The organism is Winogradskyella sp. PE311, from assembly GCF_046545555.1.
Taxonomy (GTDB): Bacteria; Bacteroidota; Bacteroidia; order Flavobacteriales; family Flavobacteriaceae; genus Winogradskyella.
In genome coordinates, this window is the sequence record NZ_JBHZTH010000001.1 from 1,792,174 (window position 1) to 1,814,973 (window position 22,800).

The window sequence follows — 22,800 nt, forward strand, 5'->3', positions numbered from 1 at the left end:
AAAGAAATTGTTATCTTTAAGCTTATTGCAAATGTATACAAAATACTAATAGGGATTAATGAGTATTGCAGAAATTGACTTACATATCGCGCTAAAAAAACACTTTGGTTTTTCAGCGTTTAAAGGCCTCCAAGAAGAAGTTATAAAAAATGTAGTAGCAGGTAACAATACTTTTGTTATTATGCCAACAGGAGGAGGCAAATCACTTTGTTATCAACTACCAGCTTTAATAAAGGAAGGAACTGCCATTGTAGTTTCTCCACTTATCGCTTTAATGAAGAATCAGGTAGATGCCATAAGAGCCGTGTCAGAGCACGAAGGTGTCGCACATGTTCTAAATTCTTCATTGAATAAAACTGAGGTGAAGCGCGTAAAGGACGATATCGTTAATGGAGTTACTAAATTACTTTATGTTGCGCCCGAATCATTGACTAAAGAAGAGTATGTAGAGTTTTTAAGAACTGTAAAAATCTCTTTTATGGCTGTGGACGAAGCACACTGTATCAGTGAATGGGGACACGATTTTAGACCAGAATATAGAAATTTAAAAACTATAATAAAACGGATTGGAGACAATATTCCTATTGTTGGTTTAACAGCAACAGCAACTCCAAAAGTACAAGAAGATATATTAAAGAGTCTCGGTATGCCTAAAGCGGTTACGTTTAAGGCATCTTTTAATAGACCAAATTTGTATTATGAAGTACGACCAAAAACTAAAAATGTTGATGCAGATATTATTCGGTTTGTAAAACAAAACGAAGGTAAGTCTGGGATTGTATATTGCTTAAGTCGTAAGCGCGTAGAGGAATTATCTCAAGTACTTCAAGTTAATGGAGTTAAAGCTGTTCCTTATCACGCAGGCTTAGATGCTAAGACTAGAGTAAAGCATCAAGATATGTTTTTAATGGAAGATACAGATGTCGTTGTAGCAACTATTGCTTTTGGTATGGGAATAGATAAGCCAGATGTACGTTTTGTAATTCACCACGATATTCCAAAAAGTATAGAAAGTTATTACCAAGAAACCGGCCGTGCTGGCAGAGATGGTGGTGAAGGTCATTGTTTGGCATACTATGCTTATAAAGATATAGAGAAGTTAGAAAAATTTATGTCTGGTAAGCCAGTAGCTGAGCAAGAAATTGGTCATGCGCTACTCCAAGAAGTTGTCGCGTTTTCTGAAACATCAATCTCTAGGCGAAAATTTATCTTACATTATTTTGGTGAAGAGTTTGACAATGCCACTGGTGAAGGTGGAGATATGGACGATAATGTACGTAATCCTAAAAAACAGGTAGAGGCTAAAGATGACGTACAAGTGCTTTTAGATACAGTTCAAAAAACGAATGAAAAATATAAATCTAAAGATTTAGTACAAGTAATAGTTGGTAAGGCTAATGCCTTAATTTCTTCGCATAAAACAGATTTACAACCCTTTTTTGGTGTAGGTAAAGCTAAAGATGTGAGGTACTGGACCGCCTTAATAAGACAAGTTATTGTAGCAGGTTATTTAAAAAAAGACATAGAAACCTATGGAGTGCTCCGTCTAAGTAACGAAGGTATCGACTATATTTCTGCACCATTATCATTTATGATGGCAGAAGACCATATTTATGATGTAGACGCTAATGACGGCATTATAACCAACGCAAAAGGCGGTGGAGTTGCAGCTGACGAAAAGCTTATGACAATGCTAAAAGATTTACGTAAGCGTAATGCAAAGCGTCTAGGAGTTCCGCCATTCGTTATTTTTCAAGACCCATCTTTAGAAGACATGGCCTTAAAATATCCTATTTCTGTAGAAGAGTTATCTAATGTGCATGGAGTAGGAGAAAGTAAAGCCAAAAAATATGGTAAAGATTTTATTGGTCTTATTGCAGATTATGTAGAGGAAAATGATATTATGCGACCAGATGATATGGTTGTTAAATCTACAGGTACCAACTCTGCTATTAAACTGTACATTATACAAAATGTAGATAGAAAACTACCGCTTTCGGATATAGCATCTTCAAAAGGTATGGAAATGCCTGCTTTTATAAAGGAAATGGAATCTATTGTTTTTTCGGGTACAAAATTAAACATCAGTTATTGGATAGATGAAATTTTGGACGAAGACCAACAAGAAGAAATCCATGATTATTTTATGGAATCTGAGAGTGATAAAATAGATGATGCTGTAGAAGAGTTTGATGGTGATTATGAAGATGAAGAACTGCGTCTCTATCGCATTAAATTTATGAGTGAAGTGGCTAATTAGGGCTTTATCTTTAGTACATGTTATTTCTTTAAGCCCAAACTAATTATTACGAAGTAGAAGGTAATAAACTGATAATTTTAAAAATAATTGACTTTACAAACTACTTGTGATATCCCTTTCTTTTTAATGGATATAGACAATTTTTGATGTTATAATATAAGTTGGCTGTAATTAAGAAAAATGAAACAATGAAACAACTATGCCTGGCATTAATCACCATATTGGCGTTATCATTAAGTTCTTGTGTTCAGCATCAAGAGAAGGAATTGAAAGATTCTAAAGAAACCTATGGTCCCAGAATTAATGCAATTAATTATGATAGTTTATATCATTTGGAAGAACCGCCAGCTTACGAGCCTTTTCCAATGTATGGAGCTTTTTTATTTGGAGTAGCAACGCAAAACGTACCAATGGTATATGACACAAAACTCTCTCTTCCTGAAAACATCAAAAAATCAACAGATGTTATTTATAAAGAAACTGATGGATTATCACTCGGTTTGGATATATACTCAAATAAAACTGATAAATCATCGAACCCACTAATACTAATAATTCATGGTGGTTATTGGAAAGCAGGTGATAAAGGAGAGTTCTATACGCAGCGTGCAATAGAATTTGTTGAAATGGGTTACACCGTTGCATCAATAAATTATCGGTTATCAACAAATCACAAATTTCCAGCAAACATCGAAGACTTAAGAGATGGCCTTTTATTCTTAATCGAACATGCAGAGGAGTATAATATAGACCCTAGTCAAATTATGACTTATGGGATTTCTGCTGGTGGTCATCTAGCGGCTTTTATGGCACTAGCGGCTAACTCTGATAGAGAATATGTAAAAGGTTTAAATTCATCTTCATTTAAAGGCGCAATTTCATTGTATGGAATACATGATATGAGTTTGACAATTCAAAGGGAGCACCCCTTTACTGAATTATACATTGGAACATCTTATGATTTAGACACTACCAATTATATTGACGCTTCAACAACTCAACATGTAGACCAAAATGACCCACCGATTTTATTAATACATGGTTCGCTTGATGGTTCTGTATCTGTAAAAAATTCTGATAATTTGGCACAAGTACTAGAATCAAAAAAAGTCCCATATGTCTATGACAGAATTGAAGGATGGCCTCATGTGATGGATTTTTTCTCGCCAATTGGAGAAAGAACACTCTGGCAAATGCATGATTTTCTTCAAGAATATATGCCTTCCGAAGAATTAAAAAATAAAGAATGAATAACTACCGCCAACACCGTGTATAATTAATTGCTTTGGCAAGTGCTTATTTGGAAAATTCTTTCGGAATTTTATCTCGTTCGTTTTTGTTTACTAACTTAGTTCCTTAACCACACACAAACTCGTTAAACACCAGAATATTTACTAAAAACAATATTATGCTTTTTAACTTTTAAACCTATCGTCTTAAGTTTAGCTTTTTCTAATTTTTTAATATCCGACTCTTCAACTTGAAAGTCAATTTTAGTAATATAGCGGCCTTTTACATCAGAACGATCAGACTCAAACTCTGGCATGTCCGAATTGAGTTGTAGTTCAAAATCTTTTCCGATAAAAGTTAATACTGCCCCGTTTTTAACTTTTACACTTAACTGACCAACAATGACGGTCTGAAAAAAGAAATAACCTCCTAACTCATTTAAACCAGCAAAGAGCACATTAGTGTCAGAAACACCATATGGATTATTTTCAACGGTTTCTATAATTGCCTCAACAGTATCATTTGTTTGAGCTGTTTCAGCTTTGCCAAAAAGTTTAGTGAACGAAAATGCCATATTATTTTTTTTCAAAGCTAAAAAAATAACTCGAAACAGATATCTAAATTGAATAGATGTTATAATGTGCTTTCAATTTCAATTTCAAAGTAACTTCCTTATCTTTGCAGACTTAAACAAAAGAAAACAAAATGCAAGACGGTTTATACGCAAAATTCAATACCTCAAAAGGTGAGATATTAGTGAATTTAGAGTTTGAAAAGACTCCTGGTACAGTTGGTAATTTTGTGGCATTAGCAGAAGGAAACATGGAAAATTCGGCTAAACCACAAGGGAATCCATATTATAATGGCTTAAAATTTCATAGAGTAATACCAGATTTTATGATTCAGGGAGGATGTCCTCAAGGAACAGGAACAGGTAATCCTGGTTATAAATTTGATGACGAATTTCATCCTGATTTAAAACACAGTGGTCCTGGTGTATTAGCTATGGCTAATTCTGGTCCAGGTACAAATGGGAGCCAGTTCTATATTACACATATTGCTACAGATTGGTTAGATAATAAGCATACTGTTTTTGGTAATGTTGTAGAAGGGCAAGATATTGTAGATACAATTGCACAAGGAGATACTATTGATAGTTTAGATATAGTTAAAGTAGGTGATGCGGCTGAAAAATTTAATGCTATTGAAGCCTTTAGAACTTTTGAAGGATCTAGAGAAAAGCGAATAGCAGCAGAACGCGAGGCTGCAAAAGCAGAACTAGATAAATTAGCAGTTGGCTTCGATGAAACTGAATCTGGATTACGTTATAAAGTGATTCAAAAAGGTGATGGACAAAAGGCTGAAAAAGGAAACATGGTTTCCGTGCATTATAAAGGTCAGCTGGCTGACGGTACTGTTTTTGATTCTTCATACAAGAGAAATTCACCTTTAGATTTTCAGGTTGGTGTCGGACAAGTGATACCAGGTTGGGATGAAGGCATTTGTTTATTAAATGTTGGTGATAAAGCACGGTTAGTAATACCTAGTGATTTAGGGTATGGATCTGCAGGAGCAGGTGGAGTAATTCCTCCAGGTGCAACCTTAGTATTCGATGTTGAACTAATGGGTATTAAGTAAGCAGAGAACCACCACAACTTTTTTGGTTGTGATGTGTGAATAGCTTATCCCAGATTTATTTTGGGATTTCATTATATAAAACAGTAACAAAATATAAAAAGAATCGTCTCACTTATAGTGAGACTTTTTTTATTTTAATAGTTAACCAATCAAAACAAGCGATATGAAAATAAGAGTATTCCTAGTGCTACTAACAACTATTGTTCTTAGTTGTTCTAATTCTGTAGACTATTCAGACGAATTTAAAAAAGAAACATCTGGCAGTTATCTCTATAATTTAGATGATCTTATAGAGGTGTATTATGACGATAATACACTGTATCTAAATTGGAGAGGAGGAAAGGTTAAACCTGTTGCTATAGCCGAAAATGAGTTTTTTGTGCCAGATATGTATAAAAAGTATCATTTCGTTATCCACCCAGAAACTAAGAAAAGATATTTATCTGCGATTAATGAAGATGAAGCAAGTACTATTACATATGATTATTTGAAGGCTCCTAAAGGTTATAAAACTCCAAGTACTCTATTGGAAGAGGGTAAGTTTAAAAAAGCTTTAGCAGGTTATTTAGAAATTAAAAAACAAGACTCAACAAGTAGTTATATCAATGAGTGGGACTTTAATAAGTTAGGTTATAAGTACTTTAGAGAGCAAGAATTAGAAAAGGCTATTGAAGTTTTCAAAATTAATGTAGCGTTACATCCAACAAGCGCAAATGTCTATGATAGCTTAGGACAGGCTTATTTAGTGAGTGGTGATAGTTTACAAGCCTATATAAATTATAAAAATTCATTAAAGTTTAATAATGGTAATAAGCGCGCAAAAGAATACGTCGATGCTTATAAAACCAAATCTTAAAATTAAATATTACAATTTCTAATACTTATTATTAAAATTTACTCTGCAAGATTAAGTTGCCATGAGATACCATATTTATCTTCGCACCATCCAAATTTTTTACCAAATCCATAATCGCCAGACTCATAATTCTTAAGCGGCACTATGACTTGGCCTCCATTAGAAGAAAGTGATGAGAACAGAGCTTTTATTTCAATATCTGACGTGCATGTAATAAAAATTGATACACCTGACGAAAATGACCATGCGTGTTTATAATTATTCTCAGAAACCATATATTCTACACCATTTAGTGTAAATATTCCATGTTTTATAAGTTCCATAGCTCCACCTGGTTCACCTTTTTCGTATTTAGTTATGCTCTTAATTTCCGAATTTAGAAATATAGAGGTATAAAAGTTTAACGCGTCTTTCCCTCTTACCGTATTGTTTACCAACAAAGGTTAAACATGTTGTTGTTTTCATTCTATTTAATTTTCAATTTTAAAAGATACCAATACGATCAAAGCTAACTCCGCAATATTTAATAATTTTTTGATAAGACAGCACACTAAAAATATTTTCTAAACCAGATGAAACAATCTGTCTTGGAATAAGTCTATTAGATTTTAATACTTGGAAACTAGTTTCCATTTTCGTTTATTTTCACTCTACTCTTCTTAAGTTTTTAAAAGTTTAAAACATTGCACCATTTTAAAAGGACTATTATCATCGTTGTGGCTAGCCCACTAATCATGATTATAAAATGCCAATAATACATTTTAGCACCCCAAGTTTTTCGAACCTTTTCGCTAGTTTCCTTTTTGTAAAATTCTTTAAAAAATCTACGAACAAGAAAAGTAACTACTATGAAGATTAAGAGGCCTATTAGTAAATTTTTTTCCATGCTTTTGTAGTTTTAAAATGTCACATTTATATAGTTTTACCCTATTTTAGGTTGTCAATTTTACAATAGATCATCGTCCTAATGTATCTATTTTATATTTAATCAGTATAAAATATAATGACATGTTATTGGATTCTTAAACGACTAACACTAATTGATAGTTGTGCTTTTAGCAATTCTATTCTTTTATATATTTTGCTTGGCATGGTTCTATACAAGGATAAAAAATAATTAAAATATTTCCATTCTGTTGAAATGTATAATTAAAATCGGCATTAATACAATCAGGAGAATTAAAGGTCAACTCAGACGCAGAATAACTTCCTGAGGTCTGCCCATCAGAGCTTATCGATAAATTGCATAGAGACCCATTAGAAGTTAAAGTGCCGTCACTTTCAAAAGTTATAATTTTCTGACTATCAACTGAAGCGAAAGTTCCATTTCCGCCACCTTCGTCTATTAAAACTTCAATTAATTTCCAATTCCCAATTAATTCATTATCAGGATTTTCTGTATCGTTGTTAGTGCAAGAAAACAAAAATCCAATCGCAATTAAGTTTAATAATATTTTTTTCATACTTAATAAAATTTTGGATTTGGCGAATTAACTTTTTTTTATTTAGCGATAGTATATTTAATTAACTCATTTTTATAATCATCAACTAAAGTTAAATCTCCATTTTGTCTGTAAATATATTTCCAATCAAAAGGTTCGTTTTCGATTTGGTATATTTTTGATTCCGAATTAGTTTTTATGAGTTTAAGTTTTTGAATTCGGTCGTAACTTTTTTTATAAATATTACCATCAGACATTTTTACAAAGGAAAATGTTTTTTTATCAATTCTGTCTTTAGATGATTGTAAATACCAATAATGCAAAACTTCAGTTTCACTTAGTTCGCGTAATTTGTTTTGATTGTTAAAAGCTTTTAAAAGTGCATCAACAACACTCTCGGTTTTTATTTCACCTAACTTATTTAATAATTTTGAATACTTTTCTTCTTGCTGAAAGAGTGAATAATTGTAAAATGTTAAGGATACACTTTCAAGTTGATATGCAGGATATTTTCCTCCAAAACTTTCAATTGCACCACCAACTTCTGCGCATCTCTCAATTATTGGCCAATAAGCCAACTGACTTTGACCTATGTAATTATGAGAAAGATTAAGAATTGGTACAAATCCATTTGGATTGTAAGCTTTAATGCCATGAATTTCTAGAACTAAAGCAGTACGTATCATGTTTGATATTGAAATACTATCAGCCATTTTAATATCTGATGTATGAACTAAAATTTCTTGATCAATTTTATAAAGCTTACTCCAGTAATCACTTAGTTGGCTACCAGATTTTAATTTATTAATTTCTTTACGATACTCATTAACTGGTATTTGAGCAAAACTAAAACTTATTGAAAATACCAATATTAATAAAATTGAGATGTTTTGTTTCATAATAAATACTAACGCGTGATTTTTCTATTGTAACAATATAATAGGTTTTGATTTACTGTCGTAATTGAAAGATAGTAATTTAGGCTTAAATATTCCCTTAAAAATCAGGCAATTCAGGGATTAAGCTTATTAGCTGTTGGCTATCTCTTTCTTTAAAGTTGATTCATTTTCTCTTAATAAAAATATTTAAACCAAAAAAAGAGCTTTAAAGAGTTGTTGTAAATAGATATCTATTAGAAATGAATTAGACCTTTTTTTATCTTTCAATTACAAAGTAATTTAAGCAAAAATCATTTTGATTTATTGATTTAATTCTACTAAAAAGAATGTGCTTCTATTACTTTTTATTTTATGTAGTTTATTGCTAAGAGGTTAGATACAAATAGGTCTTAACTAAAGCTAAAAACTCCTATTCATTATCAGTTTTTATTTTTAGAATATTAATTTAAGGAGTCGTATTAACCACTCCAAGTGTATACAATTGTTCCATAGTTGGGGTTTCGCTGCCACCTGCTGGTTCTAAAGTAATACCAAATGCTTGACTCTCGTTTGCATTTGCAATAGTAAATATTTTATTAGAATCTGTATTAAAATCTTTTATAGTACCCAAACTTGTTGGTGTTAATGGGTTTAAAGTTAAAGACCATACTTGCCAAACCTTGCCTTCGGGTGCATTTGGTAATCCTTCTGCATCTAAGTAAATGGTATTGTCATTTTTGTTCCAATAGACTTTAGCATAACTAGAGGCATAATCTCCTTGGCCACCTAATGGTATAGCTAAAATATCTTTATCTCTAATAACATCAAGAAGATTTTTAGTCGCGGCTAGGTCTGTTTTAGCATCTTCTATCTGTATTTCTAAATACTGTCTTTCTGTCTCAGCGGCCTGCAGTTGCTCTTCTATCTGAGTTTTATTATTAAGTGTCCACAGTAAACCACCAGCTAATAAAATAGAAGCAGCCCAACCAGTATATGAAATCCAATTTGGTTTATTTGGCTTTAGATCTACAACTTTAGTATTGGTATCATCTAACTGTCCTTTAATGGAATCAAAATTTATGGCGTGTGGAGAGACCGAAGCAGTCAGTTTTATTATAGATGCTTCTATTTCTAAGACTTCTTTAAGCAATGTTGGATGTTGTTGCAAAAGCTCATAGATGTCCTCATTTTCTTTTTCAGAAAGTTGGCCAGCAACGTAAAGCTCTAAAATACCAGATTCTATGTATGCGTTTATATCCATATTACAAAACCATTTCTCTTAACTGCTGTATACAGTTTCTATTCCTTGTTTTTACAGTGCCAATTGGCATCTTTAACTCTTCTGATGTTTCCTTTTGAGTGTAACCTTTAAAATAGAGGAGCTCAATAACTTCTATACATTTCTGTCCAAGGTTGGCAACAAACTTTTTAATGCCGATTGCATCTGTGCTCGTGTCTAAATTATCATTGCTTCTTATTATATCTACGAAAAAATCAGAATTAAGGTTTTGCTTAGATTGTTTAAATGCTTTAGAACGTGTTTTATCTATAGCCGTATTTCTTGCTATATTTAATATCCACGTAAAAAACCGTCCCTTTTTAGACGAGTAGGAATCTGCTTTTTTCCATGCTTTTATAAACACATCTTGCATTAACTCATCTGCAATATCAGAATCTTTTACAATGTTGTACACAATACCATGTATACTTTTACTATACATATTATAGAGTTTTTCAAATGCAACTTGATTCTTATCTTGAAACTGTTGAACTAACGTTTCTAAATCTGTCATAAGGTTTTATTTCCAGGTCATCACAGCTTGGGGAAGATTAAAACTGAAATTCCTTAATGATTATTAATTTATTATTCAATAATGCCTGCGCAGCCAACACGTGCTCCAGCAGCACCAGATGGTTGAGATGTTAAATCATCTACACCAATATGCACAATAACAGCTTTTCCTAAAATATCTTTTGTGTCGTCACCACAACCAATACACCACTCATCTGTAGTTTTAGTAACAGTAGCTCTGCCATCTGCATTAGTTTTAAAGTTTCCTATATCACCTTTATGATATCCTGTAGCATCTCCCCATGCACCATGTGGTTGTGCCGTAGGGTTCCAATGCCCACCAGAAGATTTGCCATCTGCAGAAGAACAATCTGCTTTTTCGTGTATATGTATAGCGTGTTCTCCTTCTTCTAAGCCAGTGATGGTGCCGACCATAATAACCATTCCATCTTTTTCTGTAAAATTTATTGTGCCTTCCACATTACTATCACTCTTTGGAGATAGTTCTACAGATAATTTTTTCTCAATAGGTGTTTCTGCTTTTACTTCTTCAACTTCAGTTTCTATAGTCACATCAGTTTCTGTCTTATTTTCTTTACAGGACATTACAAATACAATAGAAAAAGCGAGTGCTATTAGTTTTAAGTTTTTCATGGCTAGTTATATTAGTTTGAAGTAAAGTTAAGTAGATAAATGCTTTAATGCAAGCACGAAATTATTTGGAAGGATTCATTTTTATGGGATATGACAAATATCATGTTTTAAGATCCTTAGTAATATTAATTTTGAATTATATATAAAAAGTATGTTTCAAGCTTTAGTTAATAAATATAATGTTTCAGGTCCTAGATACACTAGCTACCCTACAGTTCCGTATTGGAATGTAAATACTTTTTCTTTGCAAAAATGGAAAGACTCAATTAAACAATCTTTTAAAGAAAGTAATGATAAGGAAGGCCTAAGTTTGTACCTTCATCTGCCATTTTGCGAAAGTTTATGTACGTTTTGTGGCTGCCATAAACGGATTACAAAACGACACGAAGTTGAACTACCATACATTAATGCTCTTTTAAAAGAATGGAATTTATATATCGACTTATTTAGTGAAAAGCCAAAAATTAAAGAATTACATCTTGGTGGAGGTACTCCGACATTTTTCTCATCAGAGAATTTAGAATACTTAATTACTCAGTTATTCAAAGTTTCAGAATTAGCAGATAATTATGAATTTAGTTTTGAAGGTCATCCAAACAATACTACTGAAACACATTTACAAACCTTGTTTAATCTAGGGTTTAGACGCGTGAGTTTTGGAGTTCAAGATTATAATTTAAAAGTACAAAAGGCCATAAACCGCATTCAACCATTTGAAAATGTTAAGCGCGTAACAGAACTAGCAAGAAAGATAGGTTATACTTCAATCGGACATGATATCATTTTTGGATTACCATTTCAAACTGAGGCAGATGTAATTGAGACAATTAAAAAAACTAAGACTTTAATGCCAGACCGCATTGCTTTTTATAGTTATGCACATGTACCATGGCTAAAAGGGAATGGGCAACGAGGATTTAATGACAATGATTTACCAACAGGAAATTCTAAACGTAAGCAGTATGAAACCGGAAAGCAACTTTTAGAAAAGGCGGAATATTTAGAAATAGGGATGGATCATTTTGCTTTAAAAAGTGACACGCTTTATGAGGCTGTGAAGGATAAAAAGTTACATCGAAATTTTATGGGTTACACAGCTTCTAAAACACAAAGTATGATTGGTTTAGGTGTATCTTCGATTAGTGATAGTTGGTATGGCTTTGCTCAGAATGTAAAATCCATAGAAGCGTATTTCCAATTAATTAATAGAAGTATTATTCCGGTTTTTAAAGGTCATATTCTAAACGCTGAAGATTTAATTATAAGAAAGCATGTGCTAAATCTTATGTGTGGTTTTGGGACTTCTTGGCTAACTGATGAAATGAATTTTACTGAATTACCTGAGGTCTTAATTAAGCTTAAGGAGTTTGAACAAGACGGTTTGCTAGAGTTTGGCATAAAGCAAATTAGTGTAACCAAAAAGGGTAAACCTTTTATTAGAAATATATGTATGGCTTTTGATTTGTTATTGCAACGCAAAAAGCCAAACACAAAGTTATTTTCAATGACCATTTAAAAATCATAATTATGAAACGAATAATTGTACCTGTAGACTTTTCAGTGCATTCAGAATATGCATTAGAAGCAGCATCTCATATTGCTAAGAAATATAAATCAGAACTTATAGTATTACATATGTTAGAGTTATCTAATGCTATTATATCAGCTGGCAATGATTCTTTACAAGAAGAAGCTGTTTTTTATTTAAAATTAGCAGAGCAAAAGTTTGAAACCTTTTTAAATAAACCTTATTTAAAAGGGATTGAAGTTATACCAATTGTTAAGCATTTTAAAGTTTGGGGCGAAGTTAATGAGGTTGCAACTGCGCATAATGCTAACTTAATTGTAATGGGTTCGCACGGTGCTAGTGGCATAAAAGAAGTACTAATTGGTTCAAATACAGAGAAAGTAGTTCGTAACTCAGATATCCCAGTGTTAGTTATTAAGCACAATCCAATATTACTTGATTTTGAAAATGTTGTTTTTGCTAGTGATTTTTCTGAAGAAGCTATTACATCTTATTTAAATGCTAAAAAAGCTATTGGTAAACTTGGTGCAAATATGCATTTGGTTTATGTAAACTCTCCTGATGGTAATTTTAAAAGCTCAACTGAAATTGACAAACGTATTGCTGATTTTCTAAAAAGAGCAGATGGGGATTTAGAAAACCTAGGCCAAGTAAATATAGTTTCAGATTACACAGTGGAAAAAGGAATTTTAAATTTTGCTAATGTTATTGGCGCAGATGTTATAGCTGTTGCTACACATGGTAGAAAAGGTTTAGCACATTTCTTTGAAGGTAGTGTTTCTGAAGATATTGCCAATCATTCTACATTGCCAGTAATGACCTTTAAAATATAATTCTTGATGTTTATTAGTTAGTAGTTTTTTAAAATCAAGTTAAAACGCCAAGTCCTAGAGATTTTGGCGTTTTTTATTTTAAAGCTTCTCTAAATTGTTGTTTTTGTTCAGCGTTTAAATCTAAATCTTGTTTAACAATCTCTTTAGTTGGTCGTTGTAAAAATAAATAAGCCAATAATACAGCTGCAATTATTAAATAGTATTGATTACTAGTTATTATAAAAATTACGACACCAAATAGAGCAGGCGCTTCTAGCATTGCATATTTAATAATTCTACTTGTTTGATAATGGACTAACTTTTCTTGTAGCGTTGTTTTTTCTCTTACTCTCTTTAAGTTTTGCTGAAATATAAAATGACTTAAAAATGCTAATGTAATGGCAAAAACAGGTACAAGAAAAAAGAAAATATCTTCAGAATCTGAGAAATTGATTACAGCATTTTCTGTTATATAAAGCGCTACTATTCCAAAGACTAAAATCGCAATACAATACGCGTAATGAAATATAGTCAAGGTTTTTATAATACTCTTTGTTGTCTGTTGCTTATGAGTAGTATCCATTTGTATAAAGTTGAACAACTAAAATATAAAAAACCACGAGATTTCTGTTATTAAATTTAATTGCGTCTCATTTTCCCGGTGATTTCATTAATATTAATTACAAAAACAATAGGTAAATCATTAGTATTAATTCTTGCGGAAAATTCAGAAATAAAATCGAGATCTCGTAATTCTTTGCGCATAATGACATCTTTTACTCCTAATGAAAATTCATGTAGTTGTGCTTTAGCATTACTGCCTTCGAGCTCTTGGTAGAAACCATGTACAATTGCCGATTGCCAATGGTTGGAAGATTCTATTTCGGACACTTCGAGAGCGACATTGCTCTGTTTTCTTAATGCTTGTATTTTATGCCCTTCACCAGAATAACAAATAATTTGGTTCTCTTTATAAAAATAGGTGATAGGTATTACAAAAGGTTTGTCTTGGTATATATAACCTAAATGACCAATATAGTTTTGAGATAGAATACGTTTACATTCTTTTTCTTTTAAGGACTTTATCATAATTATGTTTGATATTAAATTGGTTTAATGACATTGTGTACTGCTAGAGACTAAATCAACAATTGGAGCAGGTGAGAGGTAAGGAATTCCTAACCCTAAACCACGGAGAATAAACAAAAAACCAATAATGGCCACAAAAACTGGAATTACTTTTTGAATCCGTTGCTTTATTGTACTATTCAGAAATTTACCTAAATAGATTGCCGTTGTCATTAAAGGAATAGTTCCTATACCAAATAATACCATATATAAACTACCATTTAACAAACTGCCAGTTGCAATAGACCCAAATACGGCCATATACACAAGACCACAAGGCAAAAATCCGTTGAGAAATCCAATAGTTAAAAATGTATCTGCAGTTTTCTTTTTTAGTGCCTTCCCTAAATTAGATTTTACTTTAAAAATCAATTTATTTAAAGGTTTAGATAGATTGTATTGGCCAACAGTTTTATATGGAATAATAACTAAAACAATCATAATAGTACCAATAACAATAGAAAGCTGTTGCTGTAAGTCGAAAATGTAAAAACTTTTGCCAATCATGCCAAACACCACACCTATGATACTATAGGCTAATAATCTGCCAAAATGATATATACCAATTTGACTAACTTTTTTAAAAGAGTTAGTACGATCTACAGGAAGCATAAACGCAATTGGACCGCACATGCCAACACAGTGAAGACTTCCTAATAATCCTAAAATAAGGGCTGACGTTAGCATCTTAATAAAGAATTTCTTTTTTAAATAAATAAGGTTTCCCGTTATAAGTCCAATCAATTTTAATGTTCCAACGACCATCTAGCAAACGTTTGTCAGGTATGAGCAAAGTGTAATTAGATAGAGAAATACTTGTTTCAAAATCTAAATGTTTATTAGACGGTCTATATAGGAACACTGTACCTTTTATATTATTAATTTTTAGGTCTTTTGGAAATTTAATAGCAATGCCCTCAGATGTTTTTTTCCAAGTCAGATTTGTTACAAGCGAGTTTGAATTTTCTTCTTTATCAATATCTCTTTGAAACTTTAGTTCTTGCTGATAATAGTCTTCTATAACTAAATCGTGGTTGTACTTAGAATTAGTGCTCATACTAATAACAAAATACATAATGAACGAAATGAAGCACACAAATGCAATTACTATAGCTTTTCCCCAATTTATTTTCATAATTCTAGATTTTAATTATAGCTACGAGGACCTAAGAAACTAACTTTAGTTGTTTCAATTATTTCTTCATTGCTAAATACATCAATTCTCAATTTATTTTTATCACCAGATAAATCATTCTGATTTAATTCTATAAATAAGGTGCCTTCTGCGATCCCTTGTGCATTAACTTTAAACGTTTCTGTAGTTGATACCATTTTTATATCTCCATCGATACCTCTTAGTTTAAAGCTTATATTATCAATGGTATCGGTAGTTTTATTTACTAATTTATAAGTAAAAACATTACTTATAATACCGTTGTCTTTATGTTCGTATAATTGACCAGGTAGTCTTAGTATAACAGCTTCAACATCATTTCTTAGGGCTAGCATTCCTGCTAAGACACCAAATAATATAATGAGGACGGCTATGTAACCTTTCATTCTATTTGTTAATTTAAAAGATGTTTTCTTCTCTATATTTTCTTCACTTGTATAACGAATTAGCCCTTTAGGAAGATTTATACTTGCCATGATATGGTCGCATTCGTCTATACATGCCGTACAATTAACGCATTCTAGTTGTGTACCATTTCTTATGTCTATGCCAGTGGGACAAACATTGACACATTGCGAACAATCAATGCAATCTCCATGACCTAAAGCTTTTCTATCTTCATTTTTTCTAAAGGTTTTTCTTCCATTTTCTGCTTCGCCACGCTTATGATCATAAGCCACTACAATAGATTTTGTGTCTAAGAGAACTCCTTGTAAGCGTCCATATGGGCAAGCAATAATGCAAACTTGTTCTCTAAACCATGCGAATATGAAATAGAATACTCCAGTAAATATGATTAATGGAATTAAAGTGTTTACATGCTCAAAAGGCCCATCAATCATATATTTTAATAATTTGTTACTACCAATTAAATAGGCTAAAAATACATTAGCAATTAAAAAAGAAACAACTAAAAATATAAACCATTTTAAAAGACGTTTTCTTATTTTTTCGGAATTCCATTTTTGACGTTTTAGACGCTTTTGCTTATTGCGGTCTCCATCTATCCAATACTCAATGCGTCTAAATACCATTTCCATAAAAATAGTCTGAGGGCATATCCAACCACAAAATATACGACCAAATCCAACCGTAAATAAGGTTATAAAAACAACACCAATTATCATGGAAATGACAAACAAATGAAAATCTTGCGGCCAAAAAGGATATCCAAAAATATTAAAACGGCGTTCTAGTATATTGAATAGTAAAAACTGGTTGCCGTTAATTTTTACAAAAGGAGCCGCAAATAAGAATGCCAATAGAATATAGCTTACAATTTTTCTTTTTTCATAGTAATAACCAGAAGGCTTTTTAGGAAATATCCAGTTCCGCTTACCATCTTCATTGATAGTTCCGATTGAATCTCTAAAGACTTCATTTTTTGGTGTTTCCATTTTGGATAACTTTAGCGCTTAATTTTTTGATTCAATTGTTTCCATATCTGCACCTTCAATAGAATAGTTCTCTTTTTCGATTTCTATCTGAGATTCATTATTTTTAGAAGAGGCATCAGCCCAAATTTCGCCTTCAGCAGCTTTTGGTTCTGCTGGTATTGTACCTTGAAATTGTAAAACATAGCTCGCAACTTGAGCCATTTCTAGTGGTTTTAACTCTGTTTTCCATGACACCATTCCCTTACCGTCTCGTCCACCTTCAGAAATAGTTTTAAATACATTTTTAATTCCGCCACCCAGAATCCAATGTTTGTCTGTTAAATTTGGTCCAATTCCACCTCCACCATCTTTTTTATGGCAAGCAACACAGTTGGTCTCAAAAATTTTCTTACCAGCATTTAAATCTCCAGTCTCGGTTAAAATTTCAACCGTATTAATATCCACTAGATTCTTAGCTGTTCTTTTATATTCTTCAATAGCTTTATTTGCTTCTGCATACTCAATTTCATATTCAACAAATTGATCATCAGCATTAAAAACGTGGTATCTAATCATGTATATTACTCCAAAAATGATAGAAAGATAAAAACTGTAAACCCACCATGGCGGTAAATTATTATCGAGCTCTTTTATGCCATCATAATTATGATCTAATATGATTTCACCTTCCTCTTCAATAGGTTTAGTACCAATAAGGCTTTTATAAACTTTTTTGAGCCATACCCATAATTTTGAAGGAGCATTTCTTTGGGTATCATATCTAGCTTTACCTTCCTTATCAAGACTTTGATATAAAATATTATCTAAGGCGCTTACAGTTCCTTCTATAGCTATGATTACAATAAGAACTAATAGTAAGAAGATTAGTATTAAAGGTTGCTCTATAAATGCTGGTTGGTTACCAGATTCTATGATATATTCTACCAAAGCAACGATACCTAAAAACAGTACGGGTATTCTAATGTATGATGGTATTAAATTTCTCATAATGTACTATCGTTTTTTGTGTCTAATGGTATGTTGCTAACTATTGTTATGTATTCTTTTTTTGCAGTAAATACCCAATAGAATAAGACTACAAAGAATATAAAGAATATGAGAAGGGATATCATTGGGTATATTTCTATACCTGTGATGCTTTCCATATGATTTTTTACGAATTTCAGCATAGTTTCTTAGTTTTGAGAAGTTTCGTTTATTATATCTTTTACTTTAATATCAGTTCCTAAGCGCTGTAAATAGGCTATCATAGCTACGATTTCTCTATTACGCATCTCTATAAATTTATCTCCAGCAGCTATTTTATCGGCTTCGTATGTTTTTACAAAATCAGGATCACTATATAAGTTTTTTTCAATCTTAATGCCTTGCTCAAGCATAGAAGCTTTAGCGTTAGAAATATCATCTTTTGTATAAGGTACACCTAAGCTTACCATGGCTTTCATTTTCTTTTCTGTCATAGATTTATCGAGCTCATTTCTAATTAGCCATTGGTACGCAGGCATAATAGAACCACTCGACGTACTTTGCGGATCATACATATGGTTGAGGTGCCAGTTATCTGAATACTTACCGCCAATGCGATGTAAATCTGGTCCTGTACGTTTACTTCCCCATAAAAATGGATGGTCATAAACAAATTCGCCTGCCTTAGAATATTCACCATAGCGCTCTACTTCCGATCTAAATGGTCGTATCATTTGTGAGTGACAACCTACACAACCTTCTCTTATATAAAGATCTCTACCTTCTAACTCAAGTGGCGAATAAGGCTTAACACTACTTATAGTGGGAATATTAGATTTAACTACGATTGTTGGTATAATCTGAACAATACCACCAATTAAGATGGCTACAGTAGCATATATAGTTAACATTACAGGCTTACGCTCTAGCCAAGTATGCCAACCTTCACCTGCGACACGTTTCTTAGAAACACGCTGCAGAGCAGGTGCTTCCGCTAGCTCATCTGCTACTTTATTCTCAGATTTTACAACGGTCATAATCACATTGTAAACCAGTATTAGCATACCAGTAATATAGAGGGTACCACCAATAGCACGCATCCAATACATTGGCATAATTTCAGTAACAGTTTCTAAAAAATTACCGTAAACTAAGGTGCCGTCTGGATTAAATTGTTTCCACATACTGGCTTGTGTAAATCCAGCTACATACATTGGTAAGGCATATAAAATGATACCTAAAGTACCGACCCAAAAATGTACATTGGCTAAGCCAATAGAATATAATTTTGTTTTGAATAATCGTGGAATCAGCCAATAAATCATACCAAAGGCTAGGAAACCGTTCCAAGCAAGTGCGCCAACATGCACGTGAGCAATGATCCAATCCGTAAAGTGTGCAATAGCATTTACATTTTTGAGTGAAAGCATTGGACCTTCAAAAGTTGCCATACCATACCCAGTAATTGCTACTACCATAAACTTTAGAACAGGATCTGTACGAACTTTGTCCCAAGCTCCGCGTAAAGTTAAGAGACCGTTTATCATTCCTCCCCAAGATGGAGCGAGTAGCATAATAGAAAATGCAACACCTAAATGTTGAGCCCATTCTGGTAGAGCAGTATATAATAAATGATGCGGTCCTGCCCAGATATAGATAAATATTAATGACCAAAAATGAACTATTGATAAACGATACGAGTAAACAGGTCTGTTTGCCGCTTTTGGAACGAAATAATACATCAATCCTAGGAAAGGGGTTGTTAAAAAGAATGCAACCGCATTATGACCGTACCACCATTGTACTAAAGCATCTTGCACACCAGCGTAAACAGAATAGCTTTTTAATCCACTAACAGGTAATTCTAAACTATTAAAAATATGAAGTACAGCAACGGTGATGAAAGTGGCCAGATAAAACCAAATAGCAACATATAAATGGCGCTGTCGACGTTTTAATATAGTAGCTATCATATTTACACCAAAGGCAACCCAAACTAAAGCAATAGCAATATCAAAAGGCCATTCTAGTTCAGCATATTCTTTAGAAGTTGTATAGCCTAATGGTAAAGTAATTGCGGCGCCAACTATAATTAATTGCCAAGCCCAGAAATTAAAATTACTCAGCATATCGCTGAACATTCTAGCTTTTAGTAAACGCTGTAACGAGTAATAAACACCAGCAAAAATAGCGTTACCAACAAAAGCAAATATTACAGCATTAGTATGTAAGGGTCTTAAACGACCAAAACTTAGCCAAGAGATTCCGTCCGTAAGATTTGGGAATAAAAACATAAAGGCGAGAAGCAAGCCTACAAGCATCCCAACTACTCCCCATAGTATGGTTGCGTAAAGGAATTTTTTGACGATGTTGTTATCGTAGTAGAATTGTTGCATTTCCATATTGAAAAAATTAGTCAGTTTTTGAGTTTGTTGATTTTTTGGTTTTCACTAGTTCATCTTCAAAAAGCATACGAACAGAAGGTGTATAATTGTCATCATATTGACCGGACTTAACAGCTACAATAAAAATGAAGAAGAAGGCGACTCCCACAACAACACTTACGCTCAATAAAATGTATATAACACTCATACCTATTAGAAGTTATAATTCAAAATTACTACTGAACTTGTTCTCAAAACATGACATTTATCATGTTGCATAATTTATTTAAGTTTTAGAGCTAAGATGTTGGTGCAAATTGTTGTAAACACCACTATGCTAATTGAACTCAAAGGCATTAAAATAGCAGCTATCACAGGTGAAAGTTGACCTGTGACAGCAAAATAGAGTCCTATAACATTGTATATAAATGAAAGCAAGAAGCTCCATTTAATAATTTTTATAGCTGATTTAGAAGCTATTATGTACTGATATAATTGCTTAAATTTTGAAGCGTCTAAAATGGCATCACAAGCAGGTGAAAAGACGTTTACATCTTCCGATATAGCAATACCAAAATTACTTTGTGCTAATGCACCAGCATCGTTTAGTCCATCTCCAATCATAAGTACTTTAGCACCTTCGGATTGATGGTGTTTAATAAACTCAAGTTTATCTTCTGGTTTCTGGTTGAAAATTAATTTAGTTTTAACAGGAAGTAGTTTCTTTAAATTTTCAAGTTCACCTTCATTATCACCAGAGAGAATGACTAAATCGAAATGTTTTCTAAGCTGATTAAATAATTTTGACACCCCTTTTCTATAACTGTTATAAAACGTGAATTTGCCTTTGTATACATCATTACTACTCACATGAACGGATGTATTAAGTGCTAAATTTCGTTCAAGATTTCCAACAAAAGTTGCAGATCCAATTTTAAGATTTATGTCTTCATGTTTTGCTTCAATGCCTTTACCTACAAATTCTTCAAAAGTATCGAGAGCGATTATGTTGTGCTCATCTAGAATATTATACAAGGATCTGCTAAGTGGATGATTAGAACCACGCAATGAGTTTTTTAGTACTAAATTTTCTGAATCTGATAATAAATTGCCATCATATTCAGCGCTACTACTTTTATTAGATGTAATAGTTCCGGTTTTATCAAAAATCACAGTATTGATTTGTGCTAATTGCTCAAGAACACTGGCGTTTTTAACATAGAACTTTAGTTTACCGAAAATGCGTAATAAATTGCCGAAGGTAAAAGGTGCAGATAAAGCTATTGCACATGGACAAGCAATAATGAGCACTGCTGTAAATACGTTTATCGCTTTACTTGCATCTTTAAATAACCAAAAGGTTGTTGCTATTATTGCAATACTTAATATGGCAATTGTAAAGTGTTTACTTATAGTGTTTGTGATATTAGTAAAACTATCTTCTTTATTTTTATTAAAAACATCGTTGCTCCATAGTTGAGTAAGGTAACTTTGTTCAACAGATTTTAAGGCTTCAACCTCAATGACGCCAGATGTCTGCTTGCCTCCAGCAAAGAGTTTATCTCCAGATTGTTTTGAAACGGTTTGAGATTCGCCAGTAACAAAACTATAATCGATTTGTGCATTCCCATTTATTAAAATACCGTCCACAGGAATTAATTCTTCATTCCGAATTAGAATTCGAGAACCTTTTTCTATATCAAAAACTTGGATGGTTTCTTCTTGATATTCTTTATTAATTTTAGTTATAGCAATTGGGAAGTAGGATTTATAATCGCGTTCAAAAGAGAGATATTCATAAGTTTTTTGTTGAAAAAACTTGCCCACTAAAAGAAAGAAGACTAAACCAGCCAAACTATCAAAAAAGCCTGAGCCTAAGTCAAAAATGATTTCAATGGTGCTCCTTAAAAAAAGCACAGAAATACCTAAGGCAATTGGCACGTCAATATTTAAAAGTTTTGATTTTAAGCCTTTAAATGCCGAAATGAAATAGTCTTTAGCAGAGTAGAGGACTACGGGAAGTGAAAGTGAAAACATCAACCAACGAAATAGAGGTTTATATTGCTCCAACCAAAATTCATTGACTTCAAAATATTCAGGAAAGGACAAAAACATTATGTTTCCGAAGCCAAACCCTGCAACTCCTAGCTTATAAATTAGTGTACGATTAATATGCTGCTTACCAGAGTTAAAATCCTCTAAACTTATGTACGGTTCATATCCGATAGAGTTTAATAATAGAACAACAGATTTTAAATCTGAAGTTGATGTGCTATAAGTAACTCTAACGGTTTTCTTACCGAAATTAACTTGAGAATCAGAGATGTTTGGATTTAGTTTATTGAGATTTTCGAGAATCCAAATACAAGAGCTACAATGAATATGAGGAATATATAAAGTAGCTATTTCAATTGATTCACTTCTAAACTCAGTAAGTTTTTCAATAATACTTTCATTACTTAAAAAATCGTATTTCCTCTCAACTTCTTTTGGAATAGCACCTGGGGAATTCTGTAAATCATAATAACAGCTTAAATCATTCTCATTAAATATCTCGAAAACAGTTTTGCACCCATTGCAACAAAATGTTTTGTCCAAAAAGGATATGACATTATTATCGCATTTATCACCACAATGAAAACATATGTCTTTTGTCATTTT

At 32.5% G+C, this 22,800-nt stretch carries 24 protein-coding genes; 6 read left to right on the top strand and 18 right to left on the bottom strand.

Annotated features, from left to right (window positions below; all coding sequences use genetic code 11):
- Window positions 1-58: 58 nt before the first annotated feature.
- Together ACFWU4_RS07665 and ACFWU4_RS07670 are read left to right on the top strand one after the other, a co-directional pair.
- On the top strand, window positions 59-2,260 hold the full coding sequence (locus ACFWU4_RS07665) for a RecQ family ATP-dependent DNA helicase (RefSeq protein WP_411126463.1): 2,202 nt from the start codon (window positions 59-61) through the stop codon (window positions 2,258-2,260).
- A gap of 188 nt (window positions 2,261-2,448) precedes the next feature.
- Window positions 2,449-3,510 carry an alpha/beta hydrolase fold domain-containing protein gene (locus ACFWU4_RS07670; protein WP_411126465.1) on the top strand — a complete coding sequence of 354 codons (1,062 nt, stop codon included), beginning with the start codon at window positions 2,449-2,451 and terminating at the stop codon, window positions 3,508-3,510.
- Window positions 3,511-3,635: 125 nt separating this feature from the next.
- On the opposite strand, the gene ACFWU4_RS07675 is transcribed toward ACFWU4_RS07670, so the two are convergent.
- Window positions 3,636-4,064: a hypothetical protein gene (locus tag ACFWU4_RS07675; RefSeq protein WP_411126467.1), complete on the bottom strand. Its 429-nt coding sequence runs from the start codon at window positions 4,062-4,064 to the stop codon at window positions 3,636-3,638.
- A 131-nt stretch (window positions 4,065-4,195) separates the two neighbouring features.
- Between ACFWU4_RS07675 and ACFWU4_RS07680 the strand changes: the two genes are divergently transcribed.
- Window positions 4,196-5,128: a peptidylprolyl isomerase gene (locus ACFWU4_RS07680; protein ID WP_411126469.1), complete on the top strand. Its 933-nt coding sequence runs from the start codon at window positions 4,196-4,198 to the stop codon at window positions 5,126-5,128.
- 163 nt (window positions 5,129-5,291) lie between these two features.
- Window positions 5,292-5,984, top strand: coding sequence for a tetratricopeptide repeat protein (locus ACFWU4_RS07685; RefSeq protein ID WP_411126471.1), 693 nt, complete (start codon window positions 5,292-5,294; stop codon window positions 5,982-5,984).
- A gap of 38 nt (window positions 5,985-6,022) precedes the next feature.
- Here the strand turns inward: ACFWU4_RS07685 and ACFWU4_RS07690 are convergent, their stop codons facing one another.
- From ACFWU4_RS07690 to ACFWU4_RS07720, 7 genes are all read right to left on the bottom strand, one after another.
- Window positions 6,023-6,424, bottom strand: a complete 402-nt coding sequence (locus ACFWU4_RS07690) for a VOC family protein (protein WP_411126473.1) — start codon at window positions 6,422-6,424, stop codon at window positions 6,023-6,025.
- Window positions 6,425-6,467: 43 nt separating this feature from the next.
- A complete protein-coding gene (locus tag ACFWU4_RS07695; RefSeq protein WP_411126475.1) occupies window positions 6,468-6,617 on the bottom strand; it encodes a hypothetical protein in 150 nt (49 codons plus the stop codon).
- Window positions 6,618-7,048: 431 nt separating this feature from the next.
- On the bottom strand, window positions 7,049-7,447 hold the full coding sequence (locus ACFWU4_RS07700) for a hypothetical protein (protein WP_411126477.1): 399 nt from the start codon (window positions 7,445-7,447) through the stop codon (window positions 7,049-7,051).
- Window positions 7,448-7,485: 38 nt separating this feature from the next.
- A complete protein-coding gene (locus ACFWU4_RS07705) occupies window positions 7,486-8,325 on the bottom strand; it encodes a hypothetical protein (protein ID WP_411126479.1) in 840 nt (279 codons plus the stop codon).
- A gap of 445 nt (window positions 8,326-8,770) precedes the next feature.
- Window positions 8,771-9,565: an anti-sigma factor domain-containing protein gene (locus tag ACFWU4_RS07710; protein ID WP_411126481.1), complete on the bottom strand. Its 795-nt coding sequence runs from the start codon at window positions 9,563-9,565 to the stop codon at window positions 8,771-8,773.
- A 1-nt stretch (window position 9,566) separates the two neighbouring features.
- Window positions 9,567-10,097: an RNA polymerase sigma factor gene (locus ACFWU4_RS07715; RefSeq protein ID WP_411126483.1), complete on the bottom strand. Its 531-nt coding sequence runs from the start codon at window positions 10,095-10,097 to the stop codon at window positions 9,567-9,569.
- 71 nt (window positions 10,098-10,168) lie between these two features.
- Window positions 10,169-10,750 (bottom strand): superoxide dismutase family protein, encoded by a 582-nt coding sequence (locus tag ACFWU4_RS07720; RefSeq protein WP_411126485.1) that lies wholly within the window; start codon window positions 10,748-10,750, stop codon window positions 10,169-10,171.
- 151 nt (window positions 10,751-10,901) lie between these two features.
- On the opposite strand from ACFWU4_RS07720, the gene hemN reads away from it, so the two are divergent.
- Window positions 10,902-12,266 (top strand): oxygen-independent coproporphyrinogen III oxidase, encoded by a 1,365-nt coding sequence (gene hemN, locus ACFWU4_RS07725; RefSeq protein WP_411126487.1) that lies wholly within the window; start codon window positions 10,902-10,904, stop codon window positions 12,264-12,266.
- A gap of 11 nt (window positions 12,267-12,277) precedes the next feature.
- Window positions 12,278-13,111 (top strand): universal stress protein, encoded by an 834-nt coding sequence (locus tag ACFWU4_RS07730; protein ID WP_411126489.1) that lies wholly within the window; start codon window positions 12,278-12,280, stop codon window positions 13,109-13,111.
- Between the two features lie 73 nt (window positions 13,112-13,184).
- Here ACFWU4_RS07730 and ACFWU4_RS07735 read toward each other — a convergent pair whose 3' ends face one another.
- The 10 genes from ACFWU4_RS07735 to ACFWU4_RS07780 form a co-directional block, all read right to left on the bottom strand.
- Window positions 13,185-13,673 carry a hypothetical protein gene (locus ACFWU4_RS07735; RefSeq protein WP_411126491.1) on the bottom strand — a complete coding sequence of 163 codons (489 nt, stop codon included), beginning with the start codon at window positions 13,671-13,673 and terminating at the stop codon, window positions 13,185-13,187.
- A gap of 56 nt (window positions 13,674-13,729) precedes the next feature.
- A complete protein-coding gene (locus ACFWU4_RS07740; RefSeq protein ID WP_411126493.1) occupies window positions 13,730-14,179 on the bottom strand; it encodes a pyridoxamine 5'-phosphate oxidase family protein in 450 nt (149 codons plus the stop codon).
- A gap of 24 nt (window positions 14,180-14,203) precedes the next feature.
- A complete protein-coding gene (locus ACFWU4_RS07745; protein ID WP_411126495.1) occupies window positions 14,204-14,905 on the bottom strand; it encodes a sulfite exporter TauE/SafE family protein in 702 nt (233 codons plus the stop codon).
- Window position 14,906: 1 nt separating this feature from the next.
- A complete protein-coding gene (locus ACFWU4_RS07750; protein ID WP_411126497.1) occupies window positions 14,907-15,353 on the bottom strand; it encodes a FixH family protein in 447 nt (148 codons plus the stop codon).
- 11 nt (window positions 15,354-15,364) lie between these two features.
- A complete protein-coding gene (gene ccoG / locus ACFWU4_RS07755; protein WP_411126499.1) occupies window positions 15,365-16,789 on the bottom strand; it encodes a cytochrome c oxidase accessory protein CcoG in 1,425 nt (474 codons plus the stop codon).
- Between the two features lie 18 nt (window positions 16,790-16,807).
- On the bottom strand, window positions 16,808-17,776 hold the full coding sequence (locus ACFWU4_RS07760) for a cbb3-type cytochrome c oxidase N-terminal domain-containing protein (RefSeq protein WP_411126501.1): 969 nt from the start codon (window positions 17,774-17,776) through the stop codon (window positions 16,808-16,810).
- Complete coding sequence (locus ACFWU4_RS07765; protein ID WP_411126503.1) at window positions 17,773-17,958, bottom strand: CcoQ/FixQ family Cbb3-type cytochrome c oxidase assembly chaperone; 186 nt, start codon at window positions 17,956-17,958, stop codon at window positions 17,773-17,775. The genes ACFWU4_RS07760 and ACFWU4_RS07765 overlap by 4 nt, the downstream gene beginning before the upstream one ends.
- Before the next feature lie 6 nt (window positions 17,959-17,964).
- Window positions 17,965-20,157 (bottom strand): cytochrome-c oxidase, cbb3-type subunit I, encoded by a 2,193-nt coding sequence (gene ccoN / locus ACFWU4_RS07770; RefSeq protein ID WP_411126504.1) that lies wholly within the window; start codon window positions 20,155-20,157, stop codon window positions 17,965-17,967.
- A gap of 10 nt (window positions 20,158-20,167) precedes the next feature.
- Entirely contained in the window at window positions 20,168-20,347 is a 180-nt protein-coding gene (gene ccoS, locus ACFWU4_RS07775) for a cbb3-type cytochrome oxidase assembly protein CcoS (RefSeq protein ID WP_411126506.1), read from the bottom strand.
- A gap of 74 nt (window positions 20,348-20,421) precedes the next feature.
- A complete protein-coding gene (locus ACFWU4_RS07780) occupies window positions 20,422-22,797 on the bottom strand; it encodes a heavy metal translocating P-type ATPase (protein WP_411126508.1) in 2,376 nt (791 codons plus the stop codon).
- Window positions 22,798-22,800 lie beyond the last annotated feature (3 nt).